This is a genomic window from Chryseobacterium shigense, from assembly GCF_900156575.1.
In the GTDB taxonomy this organism is placed as follows: Bacteria; Bacteroidota; Bacteroidia; order Flavobacteriales; family Weeksellaceae; genus Chryseobacterium; species Chryseobacterium shigense.
In genome coordinates this window covers 371,139-395,857 of record NZ_FTNY01000003.1, presented here as the reverse complement: position 1 = coordinate 395,857, position 24,719 = coordinate 371,139, and the positions used below count along the sequence as shown (strand labels likewise).

Sequence of the window (24,719 nt, the reverse complement as noted above, 5' to 3'; positions counted from 1 at the left end):
ATTTTTTCAAATTTATAATTTTTTTCGAATATATGTTTTTGGAATTGAAAAAATATCTCTAAAGTTTGTAAATTTCTAATAGATCTGCAATTTTTCTGTCATTGGCCAGTCTTGGTGTTTTATTCTGTCCGCCCAGTTTACCCTGAGATTTTGCATACTCGTGGAAAGCGTTCTTTTTCAGTGGCGTAATATGAAGTGGCTGAAGAATATTTCCGGTAATCAGATCCTCATAATACGTATTTCTTTTGCGGAGCTGGCTATCCAGTTCATTTCTAAACAACTCCAGGTTTTCAGGTTCTTTTTCAAATTCAATCAGCCATTCTTGGTATGGAAGGCCTTCGGCAGGATTCACCTGCGGAGCGAGATGGAACTCCATAATCTGGGCCGGATATTTTTCCAGCGTAGCTTTCATTGCTTCCTCTACTTCAAAGGCGATCACGTGTTCTCCAAAAGCAGATGTGAAATGTTTGGTCCTTCCGCTCACCAGAATCCTGTATGGATCTTTACTGATAAACCGTACAACATCCCCGATAGAATACGCCCACAAACCTGAGTTGGTAGTTAGGATCAATGCATAATCTTTATGAAGTTCTACATCTTTCAGCGTTAATCTTCGGGTTTCGGGTTTGCCATATTCTTCCAATGGAATGAATTCATAAAAAATTCCATGATTGGTTAAAAGAAGAAGGCCCTCTTGGGTATAGTCATCCTGAAAAGCAAAAAAACCTTCCGATGCAGGAAACGTCTGGATGATATCTACTTTTCCACCAAGCAGATCTTCCATTTTATCACGATAAGGCTCATAATTAACACCCCCCGTCACCAAAAGCTGTAGATTAGGAAAAAGTTGCTTAATCTTTTTTCCATGTTTTTCGGTAAGTTTTTCAAAATACATTATCAGCCATGGCGGAATTCCTGAGATCAGGGTCATGTTTTCGTGTTCAGTTTCTTCAATGATTTTATCTACTTTGGCTTCCCAGTCCTCCATGATATTCGTATTCCAGCTTGGAAGCCTGTTTTTTTGAAGGTAGGCCGGAATGTGGTGAGCTACAATGCCGGAAAGCCTTCCGGTTTTTATTCCGAAAACTTCTTCCATTTCAGGGCTGCCCTGCAGGAAAATCATTTTTCCGTTCACGAAGTCTGCATTGTTTTTCTGTGCAATATAATGGAATAGCGCACTCTGTGCCCCTGCGATCTGAAAAGGCATCCCTTCCTTAGAGATAGGAATGTATTTGGAACCTGAAGTCGTTCCCGAAGTTTTGGCAAAATATTCAGGAGTATCGGTCCAGAGGATATTGGCTTGTCCTTTTTTTACTCTTTCGATATAGGGCTTTAAATCTTCATAGTCGGCAACCGGAACTTTTTCCTGAAATTCCCGGATGGAATGGATATTCTCAAAATCATGCTCCCTTCCGAAAAGGGTTTTCCGAGCCGTCTGTACAAGAGACAGCAACAGAGCTTCCTGATTTTTCTCTGAGTTTTTTTTGAATTCTCCGGTTTTCTGGACATGATTTTTTGCCCAGACCAGTGCCGCGTTTTTCTTGAAGAAATTTAACATGCCTCAAATTTATAAATAAGTAGAGAATATGGAATCATTTTGATTCAGATATGCCACAAAAAAAACCGGTGAATGAGTTTCACCGGTTCTTCGAAATTTGATTATGAAAATAACAACTATATGTTAAAGTTTACTTGTTGGCTTTGTACCTTTTGTCTGGAGTGCCGTCTTTTTTAAGGTTTTTGTTTTCTTTATACCTTTTGTCAGGCGTTCCGTCCTTTTTCATTTTAGCGGCCGGCTGAGCAGTTTTCGCTGCAGGAGCTTTTACCACTTTTGTAGTTGGATGCGCGGCTGTGGCGGTTGCCGGAGCAGTCTGTTGTGCGGTTGCAAATCCTAGTCCTAGTGCCAGAGACATTGCTGTTAATAATTTTTTCATGAGGGTGTATTGTTTATTTTTTCTTAAGTAAAGGTATACAAAAAACGGGCTGAAAAACGGGTATTTACAACCTTAACTAAAGTTTATTACTGCTTAAAAAAAACTTAAAGTCAAAGGGCCAAAAATCAAAGAAGCCTGCTTTCTTCATGAAAGCAGGCTTGATATAAATATGAATGATAGATTTAACGTGTACAGTTGGCCGTCCATGTCTTGCCATCTTTTATATATAAAATTTTCAAGTCATTGTTGTCAATTCTAATATAAGAGGTAGCAGTCCCGCCAACCATGACAAGAGTATGGTCTCCTGATTGTTGAAATTCAACTCCGTTAAGATCCGGAATGCCGTTTGAGAAGGCGAAATTATATTTCGTACCACTGGCAATTTTTGTTACAAATACACTCCCGTTATCAGTACTGTTGTTTGTAGATCCATCATTATAAGAGATGCTTCCCTTATAAGTTCCCGCGAAGAAATCATTGTTTACAGGATCATCGTCATTACTGCACGATGCAAAAGATAATGTGGCAACAACGACCAACATCAATACGCCTAAGATTCTAATTGCTTTTTTCATAATATTATTTCTTTTAAATTTCGATAAGATGACATTCCCAAACATTATGCCACATGGGAAATCCTTATTTTTTTTAACTTTTAATTAGAAAACATTGTAAAAAAATTAAGATTTGGGTATGTATTTAGTATTTTAATTAAGCTTAAGAAGATATCGGGGATTCCACTAAAGAAAAAAATATCCTTACCTTTGTTCTGTATAAACGGTTTCGGATCACTCCCGAAATCGCTTTTGTCGTTTATGCCATTACTATTTATGCAGCTAAAACCTATTCACGAAAAATTTCTTCCCGACCTTCTCCAAAAAGAATTTGGAAAAGAAATCTTTACCCAGTTAGAAAACAGCCAGCATATTTCCGTAAAGGGAAGTGCAGGTTCTTCGGTTTCTATTTTTGTTGCCGAACTTTTTTTGACCCGTAAGAAAACCGTTCTTTATCTGGTAGATGATAAAGAAGATGCTTTGTATGCTAATACCGAAATAGAAGATCTGATCGGAAAAGAGAAGGTCCTGTATTTTCCTGCAACCCATATGGAACCTTATCAGGTAGAGAAAACGCAGAATGCTAATCTTGTTTTGAGAACAGAGGTTTTAAACAAGATCAATTCCGGAAAATCTCCAAAAGTTATCGTTGCTTACGCAGGTGCTCTTTCTGAAAAGGTTTTAAAAAAAGAAGATTTTAAAGCGATCTCTCATCACATAAAAGTTGGAGATCAGCTGGATTTTGATTTTGTGGATGAACTGCTGACTCATTACAACTTCCAGCAAACTGATTTTGTTTCTGAACCCGGAGAGTTTTCTGTCCGAGGAGGTATTGTGGATGTATTTTCCTATTCCTACGAAAAACCATACCGGATCACGTTCTTTGGAAATGAAGTGGAAAGCATTAAGACCTTTGATATCGAAACCCAGCTTTCAGTAGGAAAGGTGAAAGATTTTCAGTTGGTCTCCAATATGAATTTTTCCGTGACTGCAACCAGAGTTTCGCTGCTACAGTTATTGTCTGATGACAGTTTTATCATTGCAAGGAACGGTGCTGTCGGGATGCAGAAGATTCGAACGTTTTACGAAAAATCGCTGGAGAAGTATGAAACTTTAAGCAAGGATATTGCCCACAGAAAACCTCAGGAACTTTTTATCTCAGACCAGGAGTTTCTGTTTGATTTCAAAAAGTTTAAAACAATTGATTTTGCAGGTACTTCCATTGATGGGCTCAAAGAAATCACTGAAATAAAAGTAGAGCAACTTCCTCAGCCCTCTTTTCATAAGAATTTTGAATTGCTGATCGAAGATCTGGAAGGGAAGCAGAATGAAGGTTTTGATACCTGGATTTCTTTTTCAACAGAAAAGCAAAGAGAAAGGCTGGAGTCTATATTTGAAGAACTGGAACATGAGCTTCCTTTTAAAAGTTTCAGATCCGAACTGCATGAAGGTTTTGTAGATAACGGACATAAACTTTTGGTCTATACTGACCACCAGATCTTTGACCGTTATCAGAGATACAAAGCGAAAAATACTTTTGCAAAATCTGAGCAGCTTACCCTCAAAGATCTGATGTCTCTTAAAATCGGAGACTATATTGCCCATATTGATCATGGGATCGGAAAATTCATGGGACTTGTCAAAGTGAATAATGACGGGAAAATTCAGGAATGTTTTAAATTAACCTATAAAAACGGAGACTTACTCTACGTAAGCATTCATTCACTTCATAAAATTTCTAAATTCAATGGTCCGGACGGTAAAGAAGTTGTCCTGAGTAAATTGGGTTCTCCAGCCTGGAAATCATTGAAACAGAAAACAAAAGCAAAAGTAAAACAGATTGCTTTTGACCTTATCCGTTTGTATGCTGAAAGAAAAACAGCAAAGGGATTTTCTTTTACTCCGGATTCTTATCTGCAGAATGAGCTGGAAGCCAGTTTTATTTATGAAGATACTCCGGATCAGGAAAAAGCAACCATCGATGTGAAAAAGGATATGGAAGCAGATACCGTAATGGACAGGTTGGTTTGCGGAGATGTAGGTTTCGGTAAGACCGAAGTTGCCATCCGTGCGGCATTTAAAGCGGCAACAGACGGAAAACAGGTTGCCGTGCTTGTTCCTACTACTATTTTGGCGTTCCAGCATTTCAGAAGTTTCCGGGAAAGACTGAAAGATTTTCCTGTGAATGTCTCTTATGTCAACAGATTCAGGACCGCTAAGCAGAAAGCCGAGGCTTTAGATGGTCTTAAAAGTGGAAAAGTAGATATTATTATTGGAACCCACCAACTGGTGAGCAGCTCAGTTAAGTTTAAAGATTTAGGATTGCTGATCATTGATGAGGAGCATAAATTCGGAGTTTCGGTAAAAGATAAACTGAAGACATTGAAAAATAATGTCGATACCCTTACATTAACTGCCACTCCGATCCCGAGGACCCTTCAGTTTTCTCTGATGGCGGCAAGAGATCTTTCAGTGATCAAAACTCCACCGCCCAACAGGCAGCCTGTAGATACCCAGTTAATAGGATTCAGTGAAGAAATACTCAGAGATGCTGTTTCGTATGAGCTTCAGAGAGACGGGCAGGTTTATTTTATCAACAACAGGGTAGAGAATCTTAAAGATATTGCCGGGCTTATTCAAAGGCTGGTTCCTGATGCAAGAGTCATTACAGGGCATGGGCAGATGGAAGGGAAGCAGCTGGAAAAGAATGTACTTGATTTTATGGAAGGGAAGTATGATGTGCTGGTTGCTACCACCATTGTTGAAAGTGGAGTAGATGTTCCTAATGCCAATACCATCTTTATCAATGATGCACACCGATTTGGAATGGCAGATCTTCACCAGATGAGAGGAAGGGTAGGGCGTAGCAATAGAAAGGCATTTTGTTATCTTATTACACCTCCCTATGATATGATGACTTCCGACGCCAGAAAACGACTGGAAGCTATTGAGCAGTTTTCAGATCTTGGAAGTGGTTTTCAGATTGCTATGAAAGATTTGGAAATAAGGGGTGCCGGAGATCTTCTGGGAGCAGAACAAAGTGGTTTTATTAATGAAATGGGCTTTGAGACGTATCAGAAACTGATGCAGGAAGCCTTGGAAGAGTTGAAAGACGATGCAGACTTCGAAAACCTTTTTGATAATGAAGAAGACAGACAGAAGCTTTTCAAATCTGTAAAAGATGTCAATATTGATACGGATCTGGAACTGATGTTGCCGGATTTCTATATCTCCAATACGGAGGAAAGACTACTTCTGTATCAGAAAATTGCGGAAATCAACAATGAGAAAGATCTCCATCAATTTGAGCTGGAGCTGATCGATCGTTTTGGTGCTTTACCTGAAGAAGCTATTAATTTGTTAAAAAGTGTTGCGCTGAAATGGCTGGCATCCGACATAGGATTTGAGAAAATCGTGATGAAGAATGGGGTCTTTCTGGGTTATTTCCCGGCCAATCCTCAGGATAAGTTTTATCAGACAGACAGATTCAGGCATATCATCAGTTATTTGACCCAAAACCCGGCCGAAGCGCAGCTTAAAGAAAAGGTTGGTAAAGAAGGAAACCTTCTGATGATGAGAAAAGAAAAAGTGAAAAATGTGGATGAGGTGAATGTACTGTTGAAGACCATTATCGGGCATCATTAAATGAAGCGCGATTTAAAATTTTAATAAAAAATAAAAAAAAGATCTGGGAATTTAAGTTTTCAGGTCTTTTTTTATGAAATTTTTTTTAAAAAAATCAAAAAAAATGACTTTGTCATGGTGCTTTTACAGGGTTATAAAATCACGATATAATGAGAAAAAAAAACGCTGTATCTATTGTTGATATTGGGTTTGTGGAATGTTTTTCTTTGTAAATACATAAAAAGGGGAAGGTTTGTAGTAATAATTCTACTTTTTCGTACAATTAATTCTATAGCGTAATTGCTTTATTTCTATATGTTTACCGGGTAATAAAGGTTTTTTTATGATTTAAATTCATACCTTTGCCGCCCATATTATGAAAAGAATTATCTATTGTTGCGCGGCTGGGCTTTTATCGCTTTGCATGAATGCGCAAGTGGGAATTGGGACTGCTTCTCCCAAATCTAATCTCGATGTCAACGGGAAAACCACGTTAAGAAAAGAACTTAGAGTAGGCGGTACATCTTCTCAGGCAGGAATTGCCGGATTGAACGGCCAGGTTTTGGTTTCACAGGGAGAAGGGCAGCCTCCTGTCTGGAAATCATTGAATGTTTCCTTTATGGAAGAAGGGCAGTACAAGTTGATCAACTCATACCTTTCCTCGGATCAGGCAGGTACTACAGCACTTTCAAGCACTGCTTCGGCAGATAATGTTTATATGAACAATGTAGGAGATGATATTACCGATACTTCAAAAGGAAAGTGGTCAAAAATTGATGGATTACAAAATAATTTTATCATCAAAAACGGCAAAAACAGACTTACTTACCAGTTTCAGACGGGGATAGAAATGAAGGCTCCTGATGCCACTGTTTCAGAATCGATTACCTTTACCTGTGGTGTTTTCCGAAACGGAAAATTGGTAGCGGTACGTCCGGATAAGGTAGTTTCAAACAACAATACGGAGAAATCGGGTATTCAGGATTATATTTTTACCCTTAACTATACAGAGCAGAATGTGCCTATTGGTACACAGAAGCTTGAGGTAGCTTGCCGAAAAATCAATACATCCAATACAAATTCACAGTTTACAATAGGACGTAACGTATCTGATACCAATACGGTTTCCAATGCATTTACGCTGGAATCTATTTTAAAAATCGATGTTATTGAATATGTAACTTATAAAAGCAATTAATTGATGAAAAATATTATATCCATCCTATTTTTTATAACAGGGCTGTCTCTTTCTGCTCAGATAGGAATCAATACGGATTCGCCAAAAGCAAAACTAGACGTGAATGGTGATATCAATTTGAGAAATAAAATCGTTGTTTTGAATGCTACAGACAATAGTCTTTCTCAGGGGAATAACGACCAGATTCTAGTTTCTCAGGGAGAAGGTTATGCTCCAATCTGGAAGTCACTGCGTATTCCTGAATATGAGCCCAACAAATTCTACCTGATATTCAATAACTCTTTCTCAGACAGAGTCGGCGTGAAATTTACCAATACAGAACAGTCAAGTATTACTGCCAAAAATACAGCTTTTACTAAAGGTGCTGATATTTCCAGCCTTCCTGGATTTAAAAAAATTGCAGGCCTGTCACAGCCTATCAGTGTCTTCAGTACAGAAAGTAAAACTTATTTTCAGTTTGAGACCGTAGTACAGGCTAATCTCCCTGCCAACGGAACACCGGATATTTCTATCGATTATGCCTGTGGTATCTTTGTGGATGACAAGTTGGTGAATCTCAGACAGAGAAACTTAAAAGCGAGTAGTGCAACTAGCACTTTTATCACCCATAATCAGATTGGGATAGTTACTAATCTTTCTAAGGGAACGCACACGGTTAGCGTTGGCTGTTCGAGGCTAGGATCCTACAGAACGGGAACCGATGTTGTGCTGGCTATAGGGATTAATGCAGATACAAATATTAACAGTTTTATTACCCAGTCTTCTCTGAAAGTCGATGTATATGAGGTTCCTCAGGTGTTTAATACAATTATAAACTAATCTAGGCATGAAAAAAATTATTATTATAAAATCTTTGCTGTTTGCTGTATTAGCCAATGCACAGGTGGGGGTAAATACAGCCAATCCTGGTACAATGCTGGATGTAAACGGTGATTTGAATGTAAGAAAAGAAATCAGGACCGGAGGAACGAATCTTTTGAAAGGATCAGCCGGATCAGCCGGAACTATTCTTCATAACAATTCGGAAATGAATGCCAATGACTGGAAGAGTATAAAAATTGCTGATGGACAAGGGAGTATGTCTGTGTTTTCACTGAATACAGTTGCGGACCAAACAGGAGCCACTTTTTCCTCTCCTAACGGGGCTACAACTCCCTATACGGAAGGAACAGCCATTAACAATACCTGGACCGTTCTTCCTGGAACAGTGGATACTTTTTCTATTACCAATGCTGTCAATAAAGTGGTGTTTACTTTTCAGACTACAGCCCAGAAAACAGGAAATACGAATGCTTCTTCAGGTTTTGCCTGCGGGATTTTTGTAGATAACAGCCTTAGAGCGGTGAGAACGGATGTTTTAATAGGTTCGGAAGGAAGTTATAAAATCTTTAATCTGAATGCAACCCTTACAAATCTTAACCCTAAAAATAATTATAATGTCTCTGTAGCCTGCACAAAAAGAAACCTGAATTCAGGGACTTTAGGAATAGGAACAGCGGTCAATGTCAACTTTCTGAATAATCAGATGTCCCAGTCTGTTTTGACGACATCGGTACTTCAGCCTTATTAAATTTAGCAATAGATGATCATTATCAACCTAAAAGCATTATGTTTTTAGGTTTTTTTTATGAAAAGGTAAACATTGTTGTGGATTTGTTGAATAAGTGAATGTTTTCGTCAAAAAAATAAATTATATTTGTAAACTCACTAAAATATTTTTTCATGGGAAAAAACTATCTTTTTAAAGTCATTGCCGGAGTGTTTTTCGGACTTCTGGTTTCATGTGACAATTCTTCATCAGATCAATTTGAACCAAGCGCCAATAATGGCGGAAATAACGGGAATACAACCACTCCTCCAGCCAGAGTTCTGGAAAAAATTACATTAAATAATAATGTCCAGGAAGAATATACAGTCAATGGAACTGTTTTTCAGAAAGGAATGTTGAGAGACGGGGTGACCAATAATTATTATACAGGTACGGCGACGTACATTAATAATAAAATTGGAAAAATAAAATTTGTTGGAAGTTTAACAGGCAGTATGGCTTATGATTTCAGCGTAAGTGAAGACAGCAAAGGAAATGTGTACAGTGCCACTTGTACTGCTACAGCGGCTGCTGCCATAGATTCGTTTGTAAGTGATTATACATTTACTTATGACGGAACGGGTAAAAAGCTTGTCAAAATTCTCGAAAAAAGAAAAGTATCCGGAAATACGGCATACAGCTTATTTACTGAAAGTACTTTTACCTATAATGGAGATAATATTTTTAAAGCGGAATGTACTCGTGGTAATCTTACGGGAACAGGTGCTCCTAATATGACTACAGCTAAGTTGACTGTTTACAGCTTTCAGAATTATGATTCTAAGGTTAACCCGTTCTCTACGCTTCCGAAAACATTTTTCACAGCCTGGAGCTTAATCCGTCCTGAAAATTTCTACAGAATATCTCCCAATAATCCTACGTCTGTATTTGTAATGCCTCCAAGTCCTGCATCTGGAGTGAATACACCGATGACTTATGTGTATGATGCATATAACTTTCCGGTTTCCGATAAGGATCAGGTGCTTAAATATGCATACAGAACTTTATAAGCCTCAATTGATTATCGGTTTTACTAGAATATAAATAAAAACATAACTTTTGTTCAAAAAAAAGTTATATTTGTCAAAAAATAAACAATTACCTGGAAATGAAACAAATTTTCTACTTTATTTTATTAATAGCAGGGTTTTCTTCAATACATTCCTGCAAGGATATGTTAGACGAAAACGGGGATCCTTTATTGGATCTTAATGGTACAGGAGGATTAAACGGTCCAAGAGCATTATACAGAGAAATCACAGATAAAGATACATTGGCAGAATATCACTACAGTGGGCTTTTGGTGACAAAAGTAATCACAGATAGTGCTTCAATCACGGATATTGCTTACAGCGGTAACAAAGTAAGTCAAATTACCTTCCGTGGATTTTTAGACCTTGACGGAAATGGAAAACTGGATAAAGACAGTGTTTCTTACAGCCAGTTATTTACCTATGGTCCAAACGACAGGTTGGAAACCATTTCTGAAAACCGTTCGGTCTTCAGAAGACCTGCCCCTGTTCCCCCTGCAACGAATCCTGGACCTCAGACACTTTTAAGAAAAACAAAGGCGCTTTATAACCTGAAATATAACGGCTCTACGGCTAAGCTGGATTCTATCATTATGAAAAACGGTCCGGATGTTTCTGGAACACCGTTTGCGTTTATCAGTTATTCCAAAACAGGATATACTTATTTAGGGGACAACGTATCCAGAGTCGTGAGAAATTACGGACCTATGGCTGGTGGGGCATTTGGAAGACCTACCACGAGATTGGCATATGATTTTACAAATTACGACACTCAGATAAGTCCGTTTACATTACTTCCGGGAGTATATAAAATTTCAAGACTTCTATCTACCGAGATTAATGATAGAGAAAGTCACCTGCTATCTCCGAATAATCCTAAAAAATTGTCTGTAACAGATCTTATCCCACCTATTCCATCTCCTGTAAGCAGAACAACAAATTATAACTACGATCCTCAGACGTATATGACGAAAGGATTCGGTGTTAACTACATTTATAAGCCTTTCTAAAAAGAATCTTTAAAATATACAGGCCCAATCTTACAAAGATTGGGCTTTTTTATTTTTATCTCTTAATTTTGCAAAAAATTTCTGAATGAAATATTTAATTGTAGGTCTTGGAAACAAAGGCCCTGAATATGAAAATACACGTCATAATATAGGATTTAAAGTAGCTGATAAAATAGCGGAAACATTGGAAGCTTCATTTAATACGACCAATTTCGGCTGGATGGCAGAAGGAAAATACAAAGGAAGAAAAGTTTTTGTCCTGAAACCGGATACCTATATGAACCTTTCCGGAAGTGCGGTTAAGTTCTGGATGCAGAAAGAGAATATTCCACTGGAAAATATCCTGATCATCACAGATGACCTTGCCCTTCCATTTGGAACCCTGAGAATGAAAATGAAAGGTTCAGATGCCGGTCACAACGGACTGAAAAGTATCAATGAAATGCTGAAGACCCAGAACTATGCTAGACTTCGTTTTGGAATCTCTGCGGATTTCTCAGAAGGACGTCAGGTAGATTATGTACTGGGAACATGGAATGCGGAAGAAACTGAAAAGCTGGGAGAGCGAATTGAGAAATTTTCCAAAGCAAGCCTTTCTTTTGTTTTTGCAGGAATTGGCAATACGATGTCTGCATTTAACGGGAAGTAATTTAAGGATAAAATAGCCTCCGGTCTGGTATTGATTGCAGGTCTGAATCAGTTTCCGTTACCTTTTTTAAACCTAATCAGGAAGCTTATATTTTCATCTAAAAAAACGAAGACCACCGATATCTCGATGGTCTTTGCTGTATACTTCAAAAATCAATTTCCAATCTAACTATAACTTGATTTTTTATGTAGTTGTAATAAAAGCGGGCAAATTTTTATGTCTTATAACCAGGTAACAACTCCGGTTTCCACATTGTAATTCGCTCCAACTATTTTAATCTTACCTTCGTCTTCAAGCTTTTTTAGCGTTGAACTTTGGGTACGGATATCTTCAATTGCACTTTTTACGTTTTGCTGATTCAATCTTTCCAAAAGCGCATCATTTTTTGATGAACGTTCTTCACCTTCTTCAATGATTTCATTGATAATCGGGTCAAAGTGATTAATCAGATGGTTTAGATTATCCATCCCCATTCCCTGGATTTGTGCTGCGTCCAGGCCGCCTTTCAATGCACCGCATTTAGTGTGTCCTAAAACAACCACCAGTTTGGAACCGGCAACGTTACAGCCAAATTCCATTGAACCTAAAATATCTTGATTTACAAAATTACCAGCAATTCTGATACTGAAAACATCTCCTAATCCCTGATCGAAGATAAGTTCTGCAGAAGTACGACTGTCTATACAGCTTAAAACAACGGCAAAAGGCCATTGACCTTCACGTGTTGCATTGACCTGTTCTAAAAGATCTCTGTTAGCCTTTAGATTATTGACAAATCTTTGGTTTCCGTCTTTTAAAAAAGTTAATGCTTTTTCAGGAGTGATGGTAGATTGAGTTTCGTGTGTATGTGCTTTCATATGATTGATTTATTCTTTTAAATTAAAATGATGATAATGAGCTTACATAGCTCTTCTGTGGGTGATGAGGATATGGGAATCTTCATCTCTTTCATAGTCTTTATAGGAGGTTTTGAAGCCTATCAGTTCTACATTGATATCTTCTTCTTTTGCCCTGATATTAGCGAAATCCTGGATCATCTCCAATACATCTGTCGCAATATAGGAAGTTCCTCTCGCATCAATGGTTACGGTAGAATTAGACTTGATGTTTTTTAGTGTCTTTTTGATCGCTGCCTTATTTAAGAAAGAAACTTCCTCGGCAAGCTTAATGTTGATTCCATCTGCGTCATCCAGTTTTTCTCTGCTCAGATAATACGCTCGCTTCATATTTCCCTGAAGAATATAAAACACGGAAATAGCCAAACCAATACCCACTCCTTTGAGTAGATCGGTTGCTACTACAGCTACCACTGTCGCAACAAACGGGATGAACTGGAATTTTCCCAAATGCCAGAAATGTTTAAATGTGGCAGGTTTTGCCAGTTTATATCCCACCAGGATCAGTACCGCAGCAAGCGTGGCAAGTGGTATGAGGTTCAGTATAAAAGGAATCGTAAGGACACATACCAGTAAAAGTAAACCATGGATCATGGCAGACGATTTTGAGGTGGCCCCAGCGTTCGCATTCGCAGAACTTCTCACTACTACTGAAGTCATAGGCAGTCCTCCGATAAATGAACTGATCAGGTTTCCGATTCCCTGTGCTTTAAGTTCAAGGTTGGTATCTGTAATTCTTCTCTGCTTGTCAAGTCTGTCTGAAGCTTCGATACAAAGAAGAGTTTCAATAGAAGCTACAATGGCAATCGTTGCTCCTACTATCCATACCTTAGGATTGGTAAATCCTCCAAAATCAGGCATCGTAACAAGATTTTTGAAGTCATCCAATGACTTGGGAACAGGTAGTGAAACCAAATGCTGTGTGCCGATTGCCAATGAACTTCCGGATAGTTTGAATAATTCATTAAGGAGTATTCCTGCCACTACAGCTACCAGTGCTCCAGGAAGCATTTTCATTCTTTTTAAAACCGGAATTCTATCCCATGCAATAAGAATACCCACCGAAACCAGTGTGACCACAATGGCTCCTGTATGGATCGCTCCTAATAATTCTGTAAAATATCCAAAATTAAGACCGTTGTCAAATATAGATTCATGCCCTTCGTAATCCTTATCGAATCCCATCGCATGAGGTATCTGTTTTAAAATAATAATGATACCGATAGCAGCAAGCATTCCCTCAATGACATTGTTCGGGAAATAATTGGATATACTTCCTGCTCTTATAAATCCTAGAATTAACTGGATAAGTCCTGCAATGATTCCTGCACAAAGGAAAAGCTCGAAAGCTCCAAGATCTGTAATGGCTGTTAAAACAATGGCGGTAAGCCCTGCAGCCGGACCTGAAACGGATATATTTGAATTGCTGAGAAACCCAACGACTAATCCTCCTACAATACCGGAGATTACGCCTGACAAGGGTGGTGCCCCGGATGCTAAAGCGATTCCCAGACATAACGGAAGCGCTACTAAGAATACAACGAGTCCTGAAGGGAAATTCTCCTTGATTCCTCCTATGAATGATGTTTTTTTCATAATGTTTTGAAAATACTATAACCGGCTGATCTATCATGAGATAGTCAGTTATAAAAGATTGGAAATTTAAATTTGAAGCACACGTACCCGATATCAGTTGTTGATATGAATACTATTAAAAAAATCTAACTATACTTAAAAATTAAGCTTCCGGAGGCGGAGAAAATATGGTGAGTAGGGGAGATAAATGAAAAGAATCATCTATCAGCTCAAAAGACACGCCCTGCAGATCAGGTTCAGAAAACTTCACGTAATCGAATACGTCTAAAGGTTTCGGAAGGGTCTTTTCGTAAACAATAAAAGATGACGGGTGAGAATGAGGCTCCTCTTCATTGAGTATGACATTGGTCCTTACCAGATCCCAACCAGCAACCGCAGCAATGCCAGGCAGTGCTGTGAAGTTGAGAAAGAAAGTCAATACAATAATACTCCAGAATTTCATCTTACATTCATTTTAGAAAAACTATTTTGTTTTTCTGCTCATTACCCAGTCGGAACTTGTAAGGTTGTAGATCTTTTGGATGTCTTTCAGAATTTTTTCGAAATCGATCTCCAAATCAATGATCTTACCGGTTCTCAGGTCAAATACCCAGCCGTGTACAATAGGATGTTCATCAATGATGTATCTTTCCTGTACGCAAGCCATTTTGATGACGTTGATGCACTGCTCCTGAACATTAAGCTCAACAAGTCTGTCATAACGTTTTGATTCATCTGTGATAGAATCTAATTCAGCCTGGTGCAATCTGTAAACGTCGCGGATGTTTCTTAACCATGGATTTAATAGTCCCAGGTCTTGAGGGGTCATCGCTGCTTTTACACCGCCACAGTTGTAATGTCCGCATACGATAATGTGTTTTACTTTAAGATGTTCTACAGCATATTGAATGACCGCTGTGGAACTCATATCTAAAGTGTTGACTACATTAGCAATGTTTCTGTGAACAAAAACTTCTCCCGGTTTAGCCCCCATGATCTCTTCCGCTGTAGCCCTGCTGTCTGAACATCCGATGTACAGATAGTCAGGATTCTGAGTTTTTGAAAGCTCATGGAAGAATTCCGGATCTTGTGAGATTTTAGACTCTACCCATTTTCTGTTGTTTTCGAAAATAACTTCGTACGATTGTGACATAATTTTAAAAAGGTTTATAATTATTTATTTCGTTTAAATTATTTTCAAATTCAATAGATTAAATCAATAATCATGCAAAAATATAATTTTTGCTGAAAATGCAATCAGTTTTAACAATATTTAATATTAAAATATGCTTAAAATCATGTTTAAAGTAAGTGATAGATGCAGTTTCCTAATTAATTCACCCAAAAAATTGATAATCCAAACTTATTAAAGCAATATAAAATTACAAACTATAAATGATAAAATTAAAATTAAAGAGTAAAATATTATTAATTCATTAAAAAAACCGCCTCAAAACTGAGGCGGTTCAAATTTTACGGGGTTTAAGAATTATTCTTTAATAATTTTCACCAGCATTTCAGAGTTGTTAATTCTCATTAAATAGGCGCCTGATATTAAAGATGAAAGATCCGTTTTTTCATTTTCAAACTTGCCGGATTTTATCAGTTGTCCGGACATGTTGTAAATCTGATAGTAATATTCCTTGGCATCTGCCGGTTTTATGTAAAGAACACTTTTTACCGGATTCGGGAATACTGTAAACTTATCTTTTGCAACAATGTCTTCAATTTTTGTTTTCGCAAAAGTTTGAGACGCTTTTTTTAGAGCATCTTTAGGAACAGCCACTGCATTAGGGTCATATCTTCCGATCTCATTGCCATTCCCGTCATATTGAATTTTGGCACAACGGCATGACATGGCTGCCTGCGGATAATGAGGATAGCCGGTCTGTAAATTAAACTCTCCTGAAGAGGCAATATCAAAAATCATCCCGATGCCTGCTCCTGAGTAAACATCAGACGGAGAAGCGGTCCATATTCCGGATTGATTAAACCTCAATCGGCTTGTTCCGTCAGCTGTTATCAGTGTAAGATCTTTTCCTCCCTGAAAACCTCTTATTCCATTATTCGCAAAGTTGCCTATTGTGAATCTGCTGTTATTAAAAACAAACCCGAATCTTGTGGCAGGGTAGTTGGAAATTGAGGATATACTTCCCGGATAAAACTGGTTGGCGGGAGAATAGGCATCTCTTTTTGCCATATATACAGCTGAAGGTGCTAATCCATACTTCGTGGAAGTTTGATAACCATTGTAGTACCATGGATTATTTCCGTGTGAGAATGACCAATAATTATAGAAATTAGATAATTGAGGCATGGTAGAGTATACCGCGGCAGAAAAAGTATCCGGAACTCTCCAGCCTTCAGGACAAGGATCAAAAGGCGATTTTACGGAACCATGTCCCCATCTGTCTGTAAACTGTCCGGTTTCATCTGAAACCCAGTCTCTTACTTTTTTAAATTGATTGGTTTCCGAAGAAGGGTTTTGGTATAAGTAATACAGCGGGTTATTGACTGAATACTGCACTATTTTTTTAATCTTGTCCTTTTTAGAATCTGTGGAAGATAAAACCGAAGAATAGTCTACGGTATATTCCTTAGAATAATTGGCTTTATAAGAAGTGTCATCTATAATGGCAGAATAAGGAATTACCCCATTACTGATCGCTCCGTTTTGTACCCGAATGGTATATTTAGCCAGACCTGCATATTGTGTTAAAGTAATCCCTGTCACAAAGTTATAGTTCCCTCCGGGATTAAAGAAAACCGGCAGAGGATCTTTTCTTCCCCATTGGAAATGCAGTCCTCCACTTTTGCTGATCTGTGGAACAAAACTATAGTTGTAAGTTGCTCCGGCTACGGGTTCATCTGGAAAACGCATCAATGCTCCTAAATCTCTGTCCATGAAAGTAGTTTTCAGTGGAGCACCTATACTTTTCACAGGATTAATAAATGCAGTATTGGCAACATTCATGACTCCTCCATTTGCCAGAGTTTCCGTTTCATAATCTAATGATGATACTGCTGTTTCCGGAGACCAGATGTGCCAGCTCCAGATAACGGGATCCTGCATTTTACCATTGATCCATTGCCCTGAATCACCTAAATGGAAAGCGACAACACCGTTACCGGATTGGTTTTGATTTAAAGTAACTTTTAATTTGGCAGTTTCTTTCGTTCCGTCAATTATTTCTATGTTCTGGATCAAATTGGTATTGGTAGTCCATACCACAGATGCGGATTTCATATTTCCTGAAGGAAATTCGCCTGTTGTACTCAGATGCAGCTTGTGCATTGCATATGCTTTGCTTAAAGGAATTTCAATAATACGGTCTTTTTCAGCCTCTGCTACATTCAGAGTACTGTTCGTATATTCCACATAACTGTTAGGTTTTTTTGTCCATTCTTTTAAGGTCGCAAGGGTATACTCTTCCGATGGGGTACTGATGAATTCGGTAGCGAACACAGCAGGCATATAAGCGTTGTTAGGATCTTTAATACATCGTATTCCTGAGGTTTCGTGCGTGTTGCCATCATGAGATGTAGAGGCCATTCTATACCATCCGAAGTAAGGGGGTTCTTTGATATTTGCGGGATCTGAGATATATGATAAACCTCTAGGTCCGTACCATGGTGCTGCTCCCGATCCGCTGGAGAAAGTTGAAGATCCTAAAGATCCGTCCGATGAGCCATCCTGGTATAAAAGACTAGGTTTTACAAGCCCTGAAGCAGAAGCTGCCGCCACACCGGTGATGGTCACATTGTTAGGATAATATTCATAGTTTCCGTTAATAGGAATCAGTCCGAAATCGCGTCCGGAAACTCCTTTAAAATCAAATCCTATTCCCGGATAGATCTTGATTCCGTTAAACCTGGTTGATGAGGTTCCTGGATTGGACGTGAAACTGTCTTCATCGCCTGATCCTCCCAATCTTCCCCAAGGAGATGAGCTGTTCGCAGTACCTATAGTAGCATAGTAGGAAGGTACTCTCCAGTTGCAAGGGCATGGATCATATGGTGATTTCAGAGCATAACGCATACTTTCTTTGGCAATAAGCGTATCGCTGGAGTTATTGTTGCTCACTTTACCACCACGGGTGTCACCCCAAAGGTCCCATGAAACATTTAATGAAGAATTTGACGTATCAAAAACCTTATATTTCTTTTTAGAGAACCAGGTGGTGCGTCGCTGTAGGTACCAGGAATTGTTATCATTCTGTACAAACATATCTTCATCATTATTGTTAACCGTTTCCCCTTTTTTCTTTATATACAGTGGCGGAATAATAAGATTGATCGGGTTTTTTACAGAATACCTGATATTTCCATTCGGAGTATCGGATCCTGTATTTTCCTGAGCAGAATACAAACTGCCTCTGAATTTCACAGGCATTTTTGATGACCCTGCAGGTAGCGTAACGGCTCCTTCATTTCTGATCTTTCCTACTTCTCCGGTAATTTCATACATGGTCCCGTCTTTATATACTAAAGCAGGAAAAGGATCTTTTCTTCCCCATTGGTACTGTAGTCCCTGAGATTTATGCCAGTTATTTCCCAGAAACCCTGCATTGGTTGCCCCCAGGTTTCTGTCCATCCATTTCCAGTCTGTAACGGGATGTCCATCCTTATCTTTTTCGAAACCAAGATGGTAATCGCTTCCGTTCGTAGGATCATCAGTTACCCAGACATGCCATGTCCAATATATTTCATTATTTACTTTGTAGGAAACTGATGCGTTTCCGGTCAGTAATTTATTGATCATCACTTTGATCCTGGCATTTTCTCCGGAGCCTTCAAGTGATACGGATTTTACAAGACCAGCTTCATCTTCCCAATACAATCCCGCAGCTTCTGGTCCGGCAGGAATCCCTGTGTAGTTTTCATTGTCATCTTTCATGAATTCCCCGCCGCTTTTCCACATGGCATGGGCTTTCTTTACGGGGATGTATAAACCGTCAATGCTGTTGCCGTTGTTATCTTTCCCTGTGAAAATATAACTGTTGGGAGCTTTGGTCCAGTCCGCATGATCTGATTCAGCGCCCGGATTGATAGTATAACAGGCAACGGGACAATCTTCCGTGGCAGGATTTCCGAAAAGCCCTACATATTTTATAAATTTATTGATTTCGGTTTCTATATCGATCAAAGGTCTTGATGGACCATTCCAGCTATTGATCACTTTTCTGTTTCGGATAGCACCAACACCATATAATGAAGCCTGAGAAGTATTGCTTAACGAAAAGTTTTCGGAACCAGGCCCTCTTTGTTTGTTATTAAGTGGAGGATAACCAAAATCATTGGTCGTATTATAATTACTTGTAGCCGTAAGAGAAACGTATTGTCCGTTACCCTTGTAGACCCTTAATCCGGTGACTTTACTGATAACTATGACTACGGGTTGCTGATTGGTAAATACATCACCCAGCTTTTCATTGATATAATTGTAGAGATTATAGTATCTGTTTAAAAGAGCATTAGAATTTGTAAAGTCTAAATATCCTCTGCCCCAAGGTTCTCCGCCCTCTTCAGGAGGCAGAAACCAGTTGCTGAAATTGATGAAAAAGCTTTCATTTGAAAATTTTCCGGCAAACATATAGACCGGGTCATGATAGGAAAATTCAAAGGGACTGGTATCACTATCCTGGTAGATAAATTTCTGCGAACTGGCTATCGTAGAAAGACTATTGGGATTGGTGATATTGATGATCGGTGAATTTGCATTGGAATTATCCAGAGTTGCATTACCCTGAAAAGACAAAACAATATTGTCCAATTTTTTTGTCAGATGCTGAGAAGTTACCCTGTCTTTTACTCCTGAAACGGATCCATTTGAATTGTATACAACGGTTCCGTCTTTTTTGGGCGTAAATAAAAGAGTATACTGGTTTTCATCCAAATCGCAGTTTCCATAGGTGTAATTTGCCTTTTTATAGTGTTTGACTGTTTTTTCCCATGTGATAGACTGCCAGTTGGTAATGCTGGCGTCTGAACTGAGTTCAACCTTTACAGAATGAGTACTCGAAGTCGATTCAGGTAGCTCAAAATTAGCCGTAAGATCTTCGTTGTATTCATAATTGCCTGCAAAGGTTTTACACCATACAGATACCCAGTTGTTTTGAGCATCTTTGTACTTGATGGTAACCTTTACATCTCCAGCGGTATTAGGTTTTTGAAAGTTACCTTTCATAGTAACTAATCCCTTCTCATTCACATTTTGTGAAATAACGATAACAGGATCCAGATCATAAACACTTGGAGGCAAGGGTGTTCTGTGATCCCACTCAGTAATTGTCTCATGGGGCTTGGCGACGAGAATCGTTCTCGAAAAAGCATGAGACGATGCAATGCAAAAGACTGCAGCAAAAATCTTTAGTGTCGATTTTTTTTTCATACGTATAAAATTAAAAGTGTTTTTTTTCGAAATAGAAAAGATGTAGCCTGTATAAGATCTCAGTAAATCATAGCAATATAGTTTCAATGATGACTATTAGGATTTTTATCCCAACTTGATCATTGATCCGGATTTTTGCAATAAATACAAAATGTACAGTTTCTTATTTGAGGCTATATCTTAGATTTAAAATGGATTCCTGAGGATATCAATCAGGGGAGTGCTGCAAGATGAGGCAGTATAGAAAACTACATCATGTTTAGAGTGCGAGTTTTTTTTCATGTGTTGTGTTTTTAAAGTTTTTAGTTGTGTTTTTTAGAAATATTAAAATTTAAGACAAAACTTGGTGTGTAAAATTTCTTTAACAAAAATGGATAAAATAATTTTCCCCCACAATAGAAAAATTGAATTTTTTAATAAAAAAAATTTTGTAGATATTGATTGTTTAGACTTTGTTGTTGATGTACGCCTCTGTGGCTCTTTCTGTTGGAGAAATGGTTCCGGGATTTCCAAGGACTACGGAGTCGGAAGGAACATCAAAATTAACATATGAATTGGGCGCAATTAGAACATTGTTTCCAACTGTAATTCCTCCTACAATCACGGCATTGGCACCGATCCATACTTCATCACCAATAGTTGGGAAACCTTTCAGCTTGCCCCGGTTTTGCTGACCAATAGTTACGCCTTGTGCAATGTTACAGTTCTTCCCGATTTTAGCATTAGGGTTGATGACCAGGCTTCCCCAGTGCCCAAGATAAAACCCTTCTCCAATCTCGGTTTCAGGGTAGATCTGGTAGCCATATTTTATCTGATAATGTCTGAGCATCAATTTCCAGAATATGCCTAAGACAGGTTTTCCTGTATACTGCTGAGTTTTTCTCAGAATATAAATAAAATGCAGATTTGGATTGATACATTTTTTCCAGATCTCAAATGAAGAGAGCCATTTTCCACTTTCTCTGTAAAAATCTTTTTGTATAACTGTATAACCCATTCTTAAACTATTTATAATTGATCAATGATTTCCTGCAACTTCGCGACAGATTTCTGCAATACAAAAGGCAGATCAGCCGCAGCAATTTCTTTTTCGTAATGGTTTGCCAGTTCCTGATTGGTCAGAAATTTTTTCATTCCATTATAGATTCCATCCTCTGAATTGGCTGTGATTATCCCTAATTTTCCATCCTGTAAAAGGTCTTTTATCCCGGAAACATCTGTAGATACAACCGGCTTATTTAAGATTAATGCTTCTGCAATAATGGTAGGAAAACCTTCATGCCGGGAAGACATCACATAAAAATCAGCTTTTTTAAGATAGGGATAAGGATTGCTTCTGAAGCCTACCATTTTTACCGTTTCCTGAAGTCCAAGCAGATTGAGTTTCGCCTGGATGTTTTCGTAATCAAAACCATCCCCAATGATAATGATCTGATGCTTCAGACCCTCATCCATAAGTTTCTTATGGACATCCAATAACCGGTCATAGCCTTTCTGTGGATAGACCGTACCAATAGTAATGAAAGTGGGAATCTGACTGGAAAACGGGTAATCGCTGATTTCAGTATTCGCCTTATTCAAGGTGTCGGCTTTGTCAATAGGATTGAATATTTTAATAACCGATTGCTTTTCTTTGTCATTTCTGGCAACCTTCTGCATTTCTTCCTTGAGCTTGTTGGAAATAACCAAAATTCGGTCAAACCTGAAAAGCTGTCTGATCACATCAGGCGTGTATTCTTTCAGATTAAAAATATCATTCTGTATCCATATGATTTTTTTTGAATCCTTTTGAGGACTGGAAAGCAATTCCCGGTACATCCCATGGATAGCTGCTATTTCTACATCATATTTTTTATTTTTGAGAATAAAACGATAAAGCAGAAATGGGAATAACAAAAACATTTTCTGATAAAGCACTCTGAATGCTTTCACGGGAATCTCGTGAGGCTTGTTGGTCGTGATCATTTCACCCTTAATGAGGTAGTGTAAATTGACCCATGATGGGACCTCTTTTATGTACATACCCGTGTAAAGGTTGATCAGGAGGTCTACTTCATATTTGTCCTCGGGAAGATTTTTGAGAAAGTTGATGAGCACTTTTTCTGCACCGCCATGACGTAGGGAACCAATTCGGATCAATATTTTTTTCTTCAAAATAATAAGTATTATTTATTTAGTCTTTTTTTTAGTTTTAGCAGCAATTGATACTGTCGGGTTTTAAGTAACAAAAATAAAACTTTCCGGTAATAGCCGGAATAGATAAAGTGACTTTTATCAATAGATAATTTTACCTTATTCAGGGATAGGTAGGAATCTTCTTTATTCAGATTTTTCCCGATGATTCCCTGGTCTATACAGGCTTCAATAATATCCCAGTCTACCTGATAAATGTAATTTTTTATTTTTTTCCCTTCTTGTTCCTTATAAAAAGCAATAAAGTTCTTCAGGGCAGAATGTAGTATGAATAAAGAATCGAAGGAATGCTTTGTTCTGCTTAAAGAATTTTCTGTAAATTCATAATGATAAAGTGCGGCATCAATAATTTTTATAGCGGTAATTTGTTTGATATATTCCAAAAAAAACATCAGATCTTCACCATAGCTGACTTTATTGTTAAAGATAATGTTATTCTTTATGATGACCTCTTTGTCAAAAAATTTCCCACATGGGCCTCCGAAATATAACAGATTATTCCGGATAAACAATTCTGTAAAATCTTTTTGTATGTCATAAGTTGCATAATGTAAATTTCTGGGGGTTTCTCTGATGACATTCTGAACCAGTAAGACATCAGAGGATAGATATTGATCAATAAAAACCTGGAGATAGTTTTTTTCAACCCAATCATCAGAATCTATAAAACAGATTACCTGTCCTTGTGCATAAGAAATGCCCGTATTTCTAGTGTCGCTTACCCCACTGTTTGTAACTTTATCAATAACCCGGATTCTTTTATCCCTTTCAGCAAAAGTAGTCATGATCTCCAATGAATCATCACCAGAACCATCATTGATCAGAAGTAATTCAAACTCTCTGTAAGTCTGTCCTAAAATGGAATCAACACACTGATGCAAGGAGGCAGCAGCATTGTATACAGGAACAATGATAGAGAGGTATATACTACGGTTTATAGTATTTTTTTCCATTGCTGTATTATTTTTTCTTTTTTCCATTGGTGAGATTCAGCATATGAGGATTGTATAAGACGATCCAATAATGTTTCATCCTTGATCAGAATTTCAAGTTTTTCAGCAAACATTTCCGTATCATACAAAGGTATCAAAAACCCATTATTTTCGTTAATGATATCAGAGGGGCCAAACTCACAGTCATAGGCAACAATAGCATTGCTGCAAAACATGGCTTCTACAAGGGCTAAACCAAATGCCTCACTTAGAGAAGTAAATGCAAAAATTTTAGATTTCCTCAAGAGTTGGGATATTTCATGGGGACTCTTTATTCCGAGTAGTAAAATGTTATTTTCTAAATTATTCTCCTTAATATAAAGTGCAATAGCGTTTCTTTCCGGTCCATCTCCGATGATTTGTAATTTCCAGTCTGATGGTTTCCTGGTTCTATGAAATATTTTCACCAGTTCAACAGCATTTTTTGTCTTATCCAGCCTGCCCACAAAACTTATAATATTCTCTTTCTGATCAACTGTAATAGCCTTTTGTTCCTCAAAAATATCATCGATGACATTAGGAATAAAAAAAGTTTTATTAAGTTTCTCATAATATTTTACAGAAAGCTTATTTATACAGATAATACTCTTAAGCTTTTTATAGTTCTTTCTTAATAATTTGTCATATAGCACCCCCCCAACACGAAATGAAGAATGTTCCCAGGCAATCGTTTTTTGACTGATGTTTTTTTCCGTCGAAAGCATTGTAGACAGTTTATACCAGCAAGAAACAATGGTTTCATAGTGATGATGATTTTCTCTTATCCATTTTTTCAAAACGATATAGGAACCTAAATCATAGAAATAAGAATGGATATTGTATATTTTTGGAATGAATTTGTATTTCTTATTGATGTGGGTAGCAAATTTTGAGTATTTATTTGCGAAAGAATCTATATAATACTTGGTGATTGCTGTGTTTACAGGATAGAAATCTGCGTGGGTGTCCATTAAGAAAAGAATATCTACATCATATCCATTTTCGGCCAGTTCTGAAGTCAAATTTGTTAATACTTTAGCCACCCCTCCAATTTGTATATTTTGATAATATACAAATAGAATTTTTTTTCGGTTCATTGTGTTTT

General features: G+C 37.8%; 19 protein-coding genes. 7 read left to right on the top strand and 12 right to left on the bottom strand.

The window, feature by feature from the left end; all coding sequences use genetic code 11:
• Window positions 1-58 precede the first annotated feature (58 nt).
• The 3 genes from BW964_RS11335 to BW964_RS11325 form a co-directional block, all read right to left on the bottom strand.
• The gene (locus BW964_RS11335; RefSeq protein WP_076507269.1) at window positions 59-1,558 is read right to left on the bottom strand and encodes a GH3 auxin-responsive promoter family protein; all 1,500 of its coding nucleotides are present in this window, start codon (window positions 1,556-1,558) and stop codon (window positions 59-61) included.
• 130 nt (window positions 1,559-1,688) lie between these two features.
• Window positions 1,689-1,934: a hypothetical protein gene (locus tag BW964_RS11330; protein ID WP_076507266.1), complete on the bottom strand. Its 246-nt coding sequence runs from the start codon at window positions 1,932-1,934 to the stop codon at window positions 1,689-1,691.
• Window positions 1,935-2,116: 182 nt separating this feature from the next.
• A complete protein-coding gene (locus BW964_RS11325; RefSeq protein ID WP_076507264.1) occupies window positions 2,117-2,509 on the bottom strand; it encodes a hypothetical protein in 393 nt (130 codons plus the stop codon).
• Window positions 2,510-2,764: 255 nt separating this feature from the next.
• Between BW964_RS11325 and mfd the strand changes: the two genes are divergently transcribed.
• The 7 genes from mfd to pth all read left to right on the top strand — a co-directional run bounded on the left by mfd (window position 2,765) and on the right by pth (window position 11,588).
• Complete coding sequence (mfd, locus tag BW964_RS11320) at window positions 2,765-6,133, top strand: transcription-repair coupling factor (protein WP_076507262.1); 3,369 nt, start codon at window positions 2,765-2,767, stop codon at window positions 6,131-6,133.
• A gap of 355 nt (window positions 6,134-6,488) precedes the next feature.
• Window positions 6,489-7,310, top strand: a complete 822-nt coding sequence (locus BW964_RS11315) for a hypothetical protein (protein ID WP_076507260.1) — start codon at window positions 6,489-6,491, stop codon at window positions 7,308-7,310.
• A 3-nt stretch (window positions 7,311-7,313) separates the two neighbouring features.
• A complete protein-coding gene (locus BW964_RS11310) occupies window positions 7,314-8,129 on the top strand; it encodes a hypothetical protein (RefSeq protein WP_076507258.1) in 816 nt (271 codons plus the stop codon).
• Window positions 8,130-8,136: 7 nt separating this feature from the next.
• Window positions 8,137-8,880, top strand: coding sequence for a hypothetical protein (locus BW964_RS11305; protein WP_076507256.1), 744 nt, complete (start codon window positions 8,137-8,139; stop codon window positions 8,878-8,880).
• A 152-nt stretch (window positions 8,881-9,032) separates the two neighbouring features.
• Window positions 9,033-9,908 carry a hypothetical protein gene (locus tag BW964_RS11300; RefSeq protein WP_076507254.1) on the top strand — a complete coding sequence of 292 codons (876 nt, stop codon included), beginning with the start codon at window positions 9,033-9,035 and terminating at the stop codon, window positions 9,906-9,908.
• 98 nt (window positions 9,909-10,006) lie between these two features.
• Window positions 10,007-10,939 (top strand): hypothetical protein, encoded by a 933-nt coding sequence (locus BW964_RS11295; RefSeq protein ID WP_076507252.1) that lies wholly within the window; start codon window positions 10,007-10,009, stop codon window positions 10,937-10,939.
• A gap of 85 nt (window positions 10,940-11,024) precedes the next feature.
• A complete protein-coding gene (gene pth / locus BW964_RS11290; RefSeq protein WP_076507250.1) occupies window positions 11,025-11,588 on the top strand; it encodes an aminoacyl-tRNA hydrolase in 564 nt (187 codons plus the stop codon).
• A gap of 221 nt (window positions 11,589-11,809) precedes the next feature.
• Here pth and BW964_RS11285 read toward each other — a convergent pair whose 3' ends face one another.
• The 9 genes from BW964_RS11285 to BW964_RS11245 all read right to left on the bottom strand — a co-directional run bounded on the left by BW964_RS11285 (window position 11,810) and on the right by BW964_RS11245 (window position 24,711).
• Complete coding sequence (locus tag BW964_RS11285; protein WP_076507248.1) at window positions 11,810-12,445, bottom strand: carbonic anhydrase; 636 nt, start codon at window positions 12,443-12,445, stop codon at window positions 11,810-11,812.
• Window positions 12,446-12,487: 42 nt separating this feature from the next.
• The gene (locus tag BW964_RS11280) at window positions 12,488-14,080 is read right to left on the bottom strand and encodes a SulP family inorganic anion transporter (RefSeq protein WP_076507246.1); all 1,593 of its coding nucleotides are present in this window, start codon (window positions 14,078-14,080) and stop codon (window positions 12,488-12,490) included.
• A 142-nt stretch (window positions 14,081-14,222) separates the two neighbouring features.
• A complete protein-coding gene (locus BW964_RS11275; protein WP_076507244.1) occupies window positions 14,223-14,522 on the bottom strand; it encodes a hypothetical protein in 300 nt (99 codons plus the stop codon).
• A 21-nt stretch (window positions 14,523-14,543) separates the two neighbouring features.
• The gene (locus tag BW964_RS11270) at window positions 14,544-15,212 is read right to left on the bottom strand and encodes a carbonic anhydrase (protein WP_076507242.1); all 669 of its coding nucleotides are present in this window, start codon (window positions 15,210-15,212) and stop codon (window positions 14,544-14,546) included.
• A 336-nt stretch (window positions 15,213-15,548) separates the two neighbouring features.
• On the bottom strand, window positions 15,549-20,450 hold the full coding sequence (locus BW964_RS11265) for a T9SS type A sorting domain-containing protein (RefSeq protein ID WP_076507240.1): 4,902 nt from the start codon (window positions 20,448-20,450) through the stop codon (window positions 15,549-15,551).
• 445 nt (window positions 20,451-20,895) lie between these two features.
• Complete coding sequence (locus tag BW964_RS11260) at window positions 20,896-21,447, bottom strand: serine acetyltransferase (RefSeq protein ID WP_076507238.1); 552 nt, start codon at window positions 21,445-21,447, stop codon at window positions 20,896-20,898.
• Between the two features lie 11 nt (window positions 21,448-21,458).
• Window positions 21,459-22,607 carry a glycosyltransferase gene (locus BW964_RS11255; protein ID WP_076507237.1) on the bottom strand — a complete coding sequence of 383 codons (1,149 nt, stop codon included), beginning with the start codon at window positions 22,605-22,607 and terminating at the stop codon, window positions 21,459-21,461.
• A gap of 8 nt (window positions 22,608-22,615) precedes the next feature.
• Window positions 22,616-23,596 carry a glycosyltransferase family 2 protein gene (locus BW964_RS11250; RefSeq protein WP_165789180.1) on the bottom strand — a complete coding sequence of 327 codons (981 nt, stop codon included), beginning with the start codon at window positions 23,594-23,596 and terminating at the stop codon, window positions 22,616-22,618.
• On the bottom strand, window positions 23,578-24,711 hold the full coding sequence (locus BW964_RS11245; RefSeq protein ID WP_076507233.1) for a glycosyltransferase: 1,134 nt from the start codon (window positions 24,709-24,711) through the stop codon (window positions 23,578-23,580). The genes BW964_RS11250 and BW964_RS11245 overlap by 19 nt, the downstream gene beginning before the upstream one ends.
• Window positions 24,712-24,719 lie beyond the last annotated feature (8 nt).

Bases quoted from the DNA above. Each gene is read 5' to 3' on its own strand.
- BW964_RS11335 (WP_076507269.1), bottom strand. From the start codon at position 1,558: ATGTTAAATTTCTTCAAGAAAAACGCGGCACTGGTCTGGGCAAAAAAT.
- BW964_RS11330 (WP_076507266.1), bottom strand. From the start codon at position 1,934: ATGAAAAAATTATTAACAGCAATGTCTCTGGCACTAGGACTAGGATTT.
- BW964_RS11325 (WP_076507264.1), bottom strand. From the start codon at position 2,509: ATGAAAAAAGCAATTAGAATCTTAGGCGTATTGATGTTGGTCGTTGTT.
- mfd (WP_076507262.1), top strand. From the start codon at position 2,765: ATGCAGCTAAAACCTATTCACGAAAAATTTCTTCCCGACCTTCTCCAA.
- BW964_RS11315 (WP_076507260.1), top strand. From the start codon at position 6,489: ATGAAAAGAATTATCTATTGTTGCGCGGCTGGGCTTTTATCGCTTTGC.
- BW964_RS11310 (WP_076507258.1), top strand. From the start codon at position 7,314: ATGAAAAATATTATATCCATCCTATTTTTTATAACAGGGCTGTCTCTT.
- BW964_RS11305 (WP_076507256.1), top strand. From the start codon at position 8,137: ATGAAAAAAATTATTATTATAAAATCTTTGCTGTTTGCTGTATTAGCC.
- BW964_RS11300 (WP_076507254.1), top strand. From the start codon at position 9,033: ATGGGAAAAAACTATCTTTTTAAAGTCATTGCCGGAGTGTTTTTCGGA.
- BW964_RS11295 (WP_076507252.1), top strand. From the start codon at position 10,007: ATGAAACAAATTTTCTACTTTATTTTATTAATAGCAGGGTTTTCTTCA.
- pth (WP_076507250.1), top strand. From the start codon at position 11,025: ATGAAATATTTAATTGTAGGTCTTGGAAACAAAGGCCCTGAATATGAA.
- BW964_RS11285 (WP_076507248.1), bottom strand. From the start codon at position 12,445: ATGAAAGCACATACACACGAAACTCAATCTACCATCACTCCTGAAAAA.
- BW964_RS11280 (WP_076507246.1), bottom strand. From the start codon at position 14,080: ATGAAAAAAACATCATTCATAGGAGGAATCAAGGAGAATTTCCCTTCA.
- BW964_RS11275 (WP_076507244.1), bottom strand. From the start codon at position 14,522: ATGAAATTCTGGAGTATTATTGTATTGACTTTCTTTCTCAACTTCACA.
- BW964_RS11270 (WP_076507242.1), bottom strand. From the start codon at position 15,212: ATGTCACAATCGTACGAAGTTATTTTCGAAAACAACAGAAAATGGGTA.
- BW964_RS11265 (WP_076507240.1), bottom strand. From the start codon at position 20,450: ATGAAAAAAAAATCGACACTAAAGATTTTTGCTGCAGTCTTTTGCATT.
- BW964_RS11260 (WP_076507238.1), bottom strand. From the start codon at position 21,447: ATGGGTTATACAGTTATACAAAAAGATTTTTACAGAGAAAGTGGAAAA.
- BW964_RS11250 (WP_165789180.1), bottom strand. From the start codon at position 23,596: ATGGAAAAAAATACTATAAACCGTAGTATATACCTCTCTATCATTGTT.
- BW964_RS11245 (WP_076507233.1), bottom strand. From the start codon at position 24,711: ATGAACCGAAAAAAAATTCTATTTGTATATTATCAAAATATACAAATT.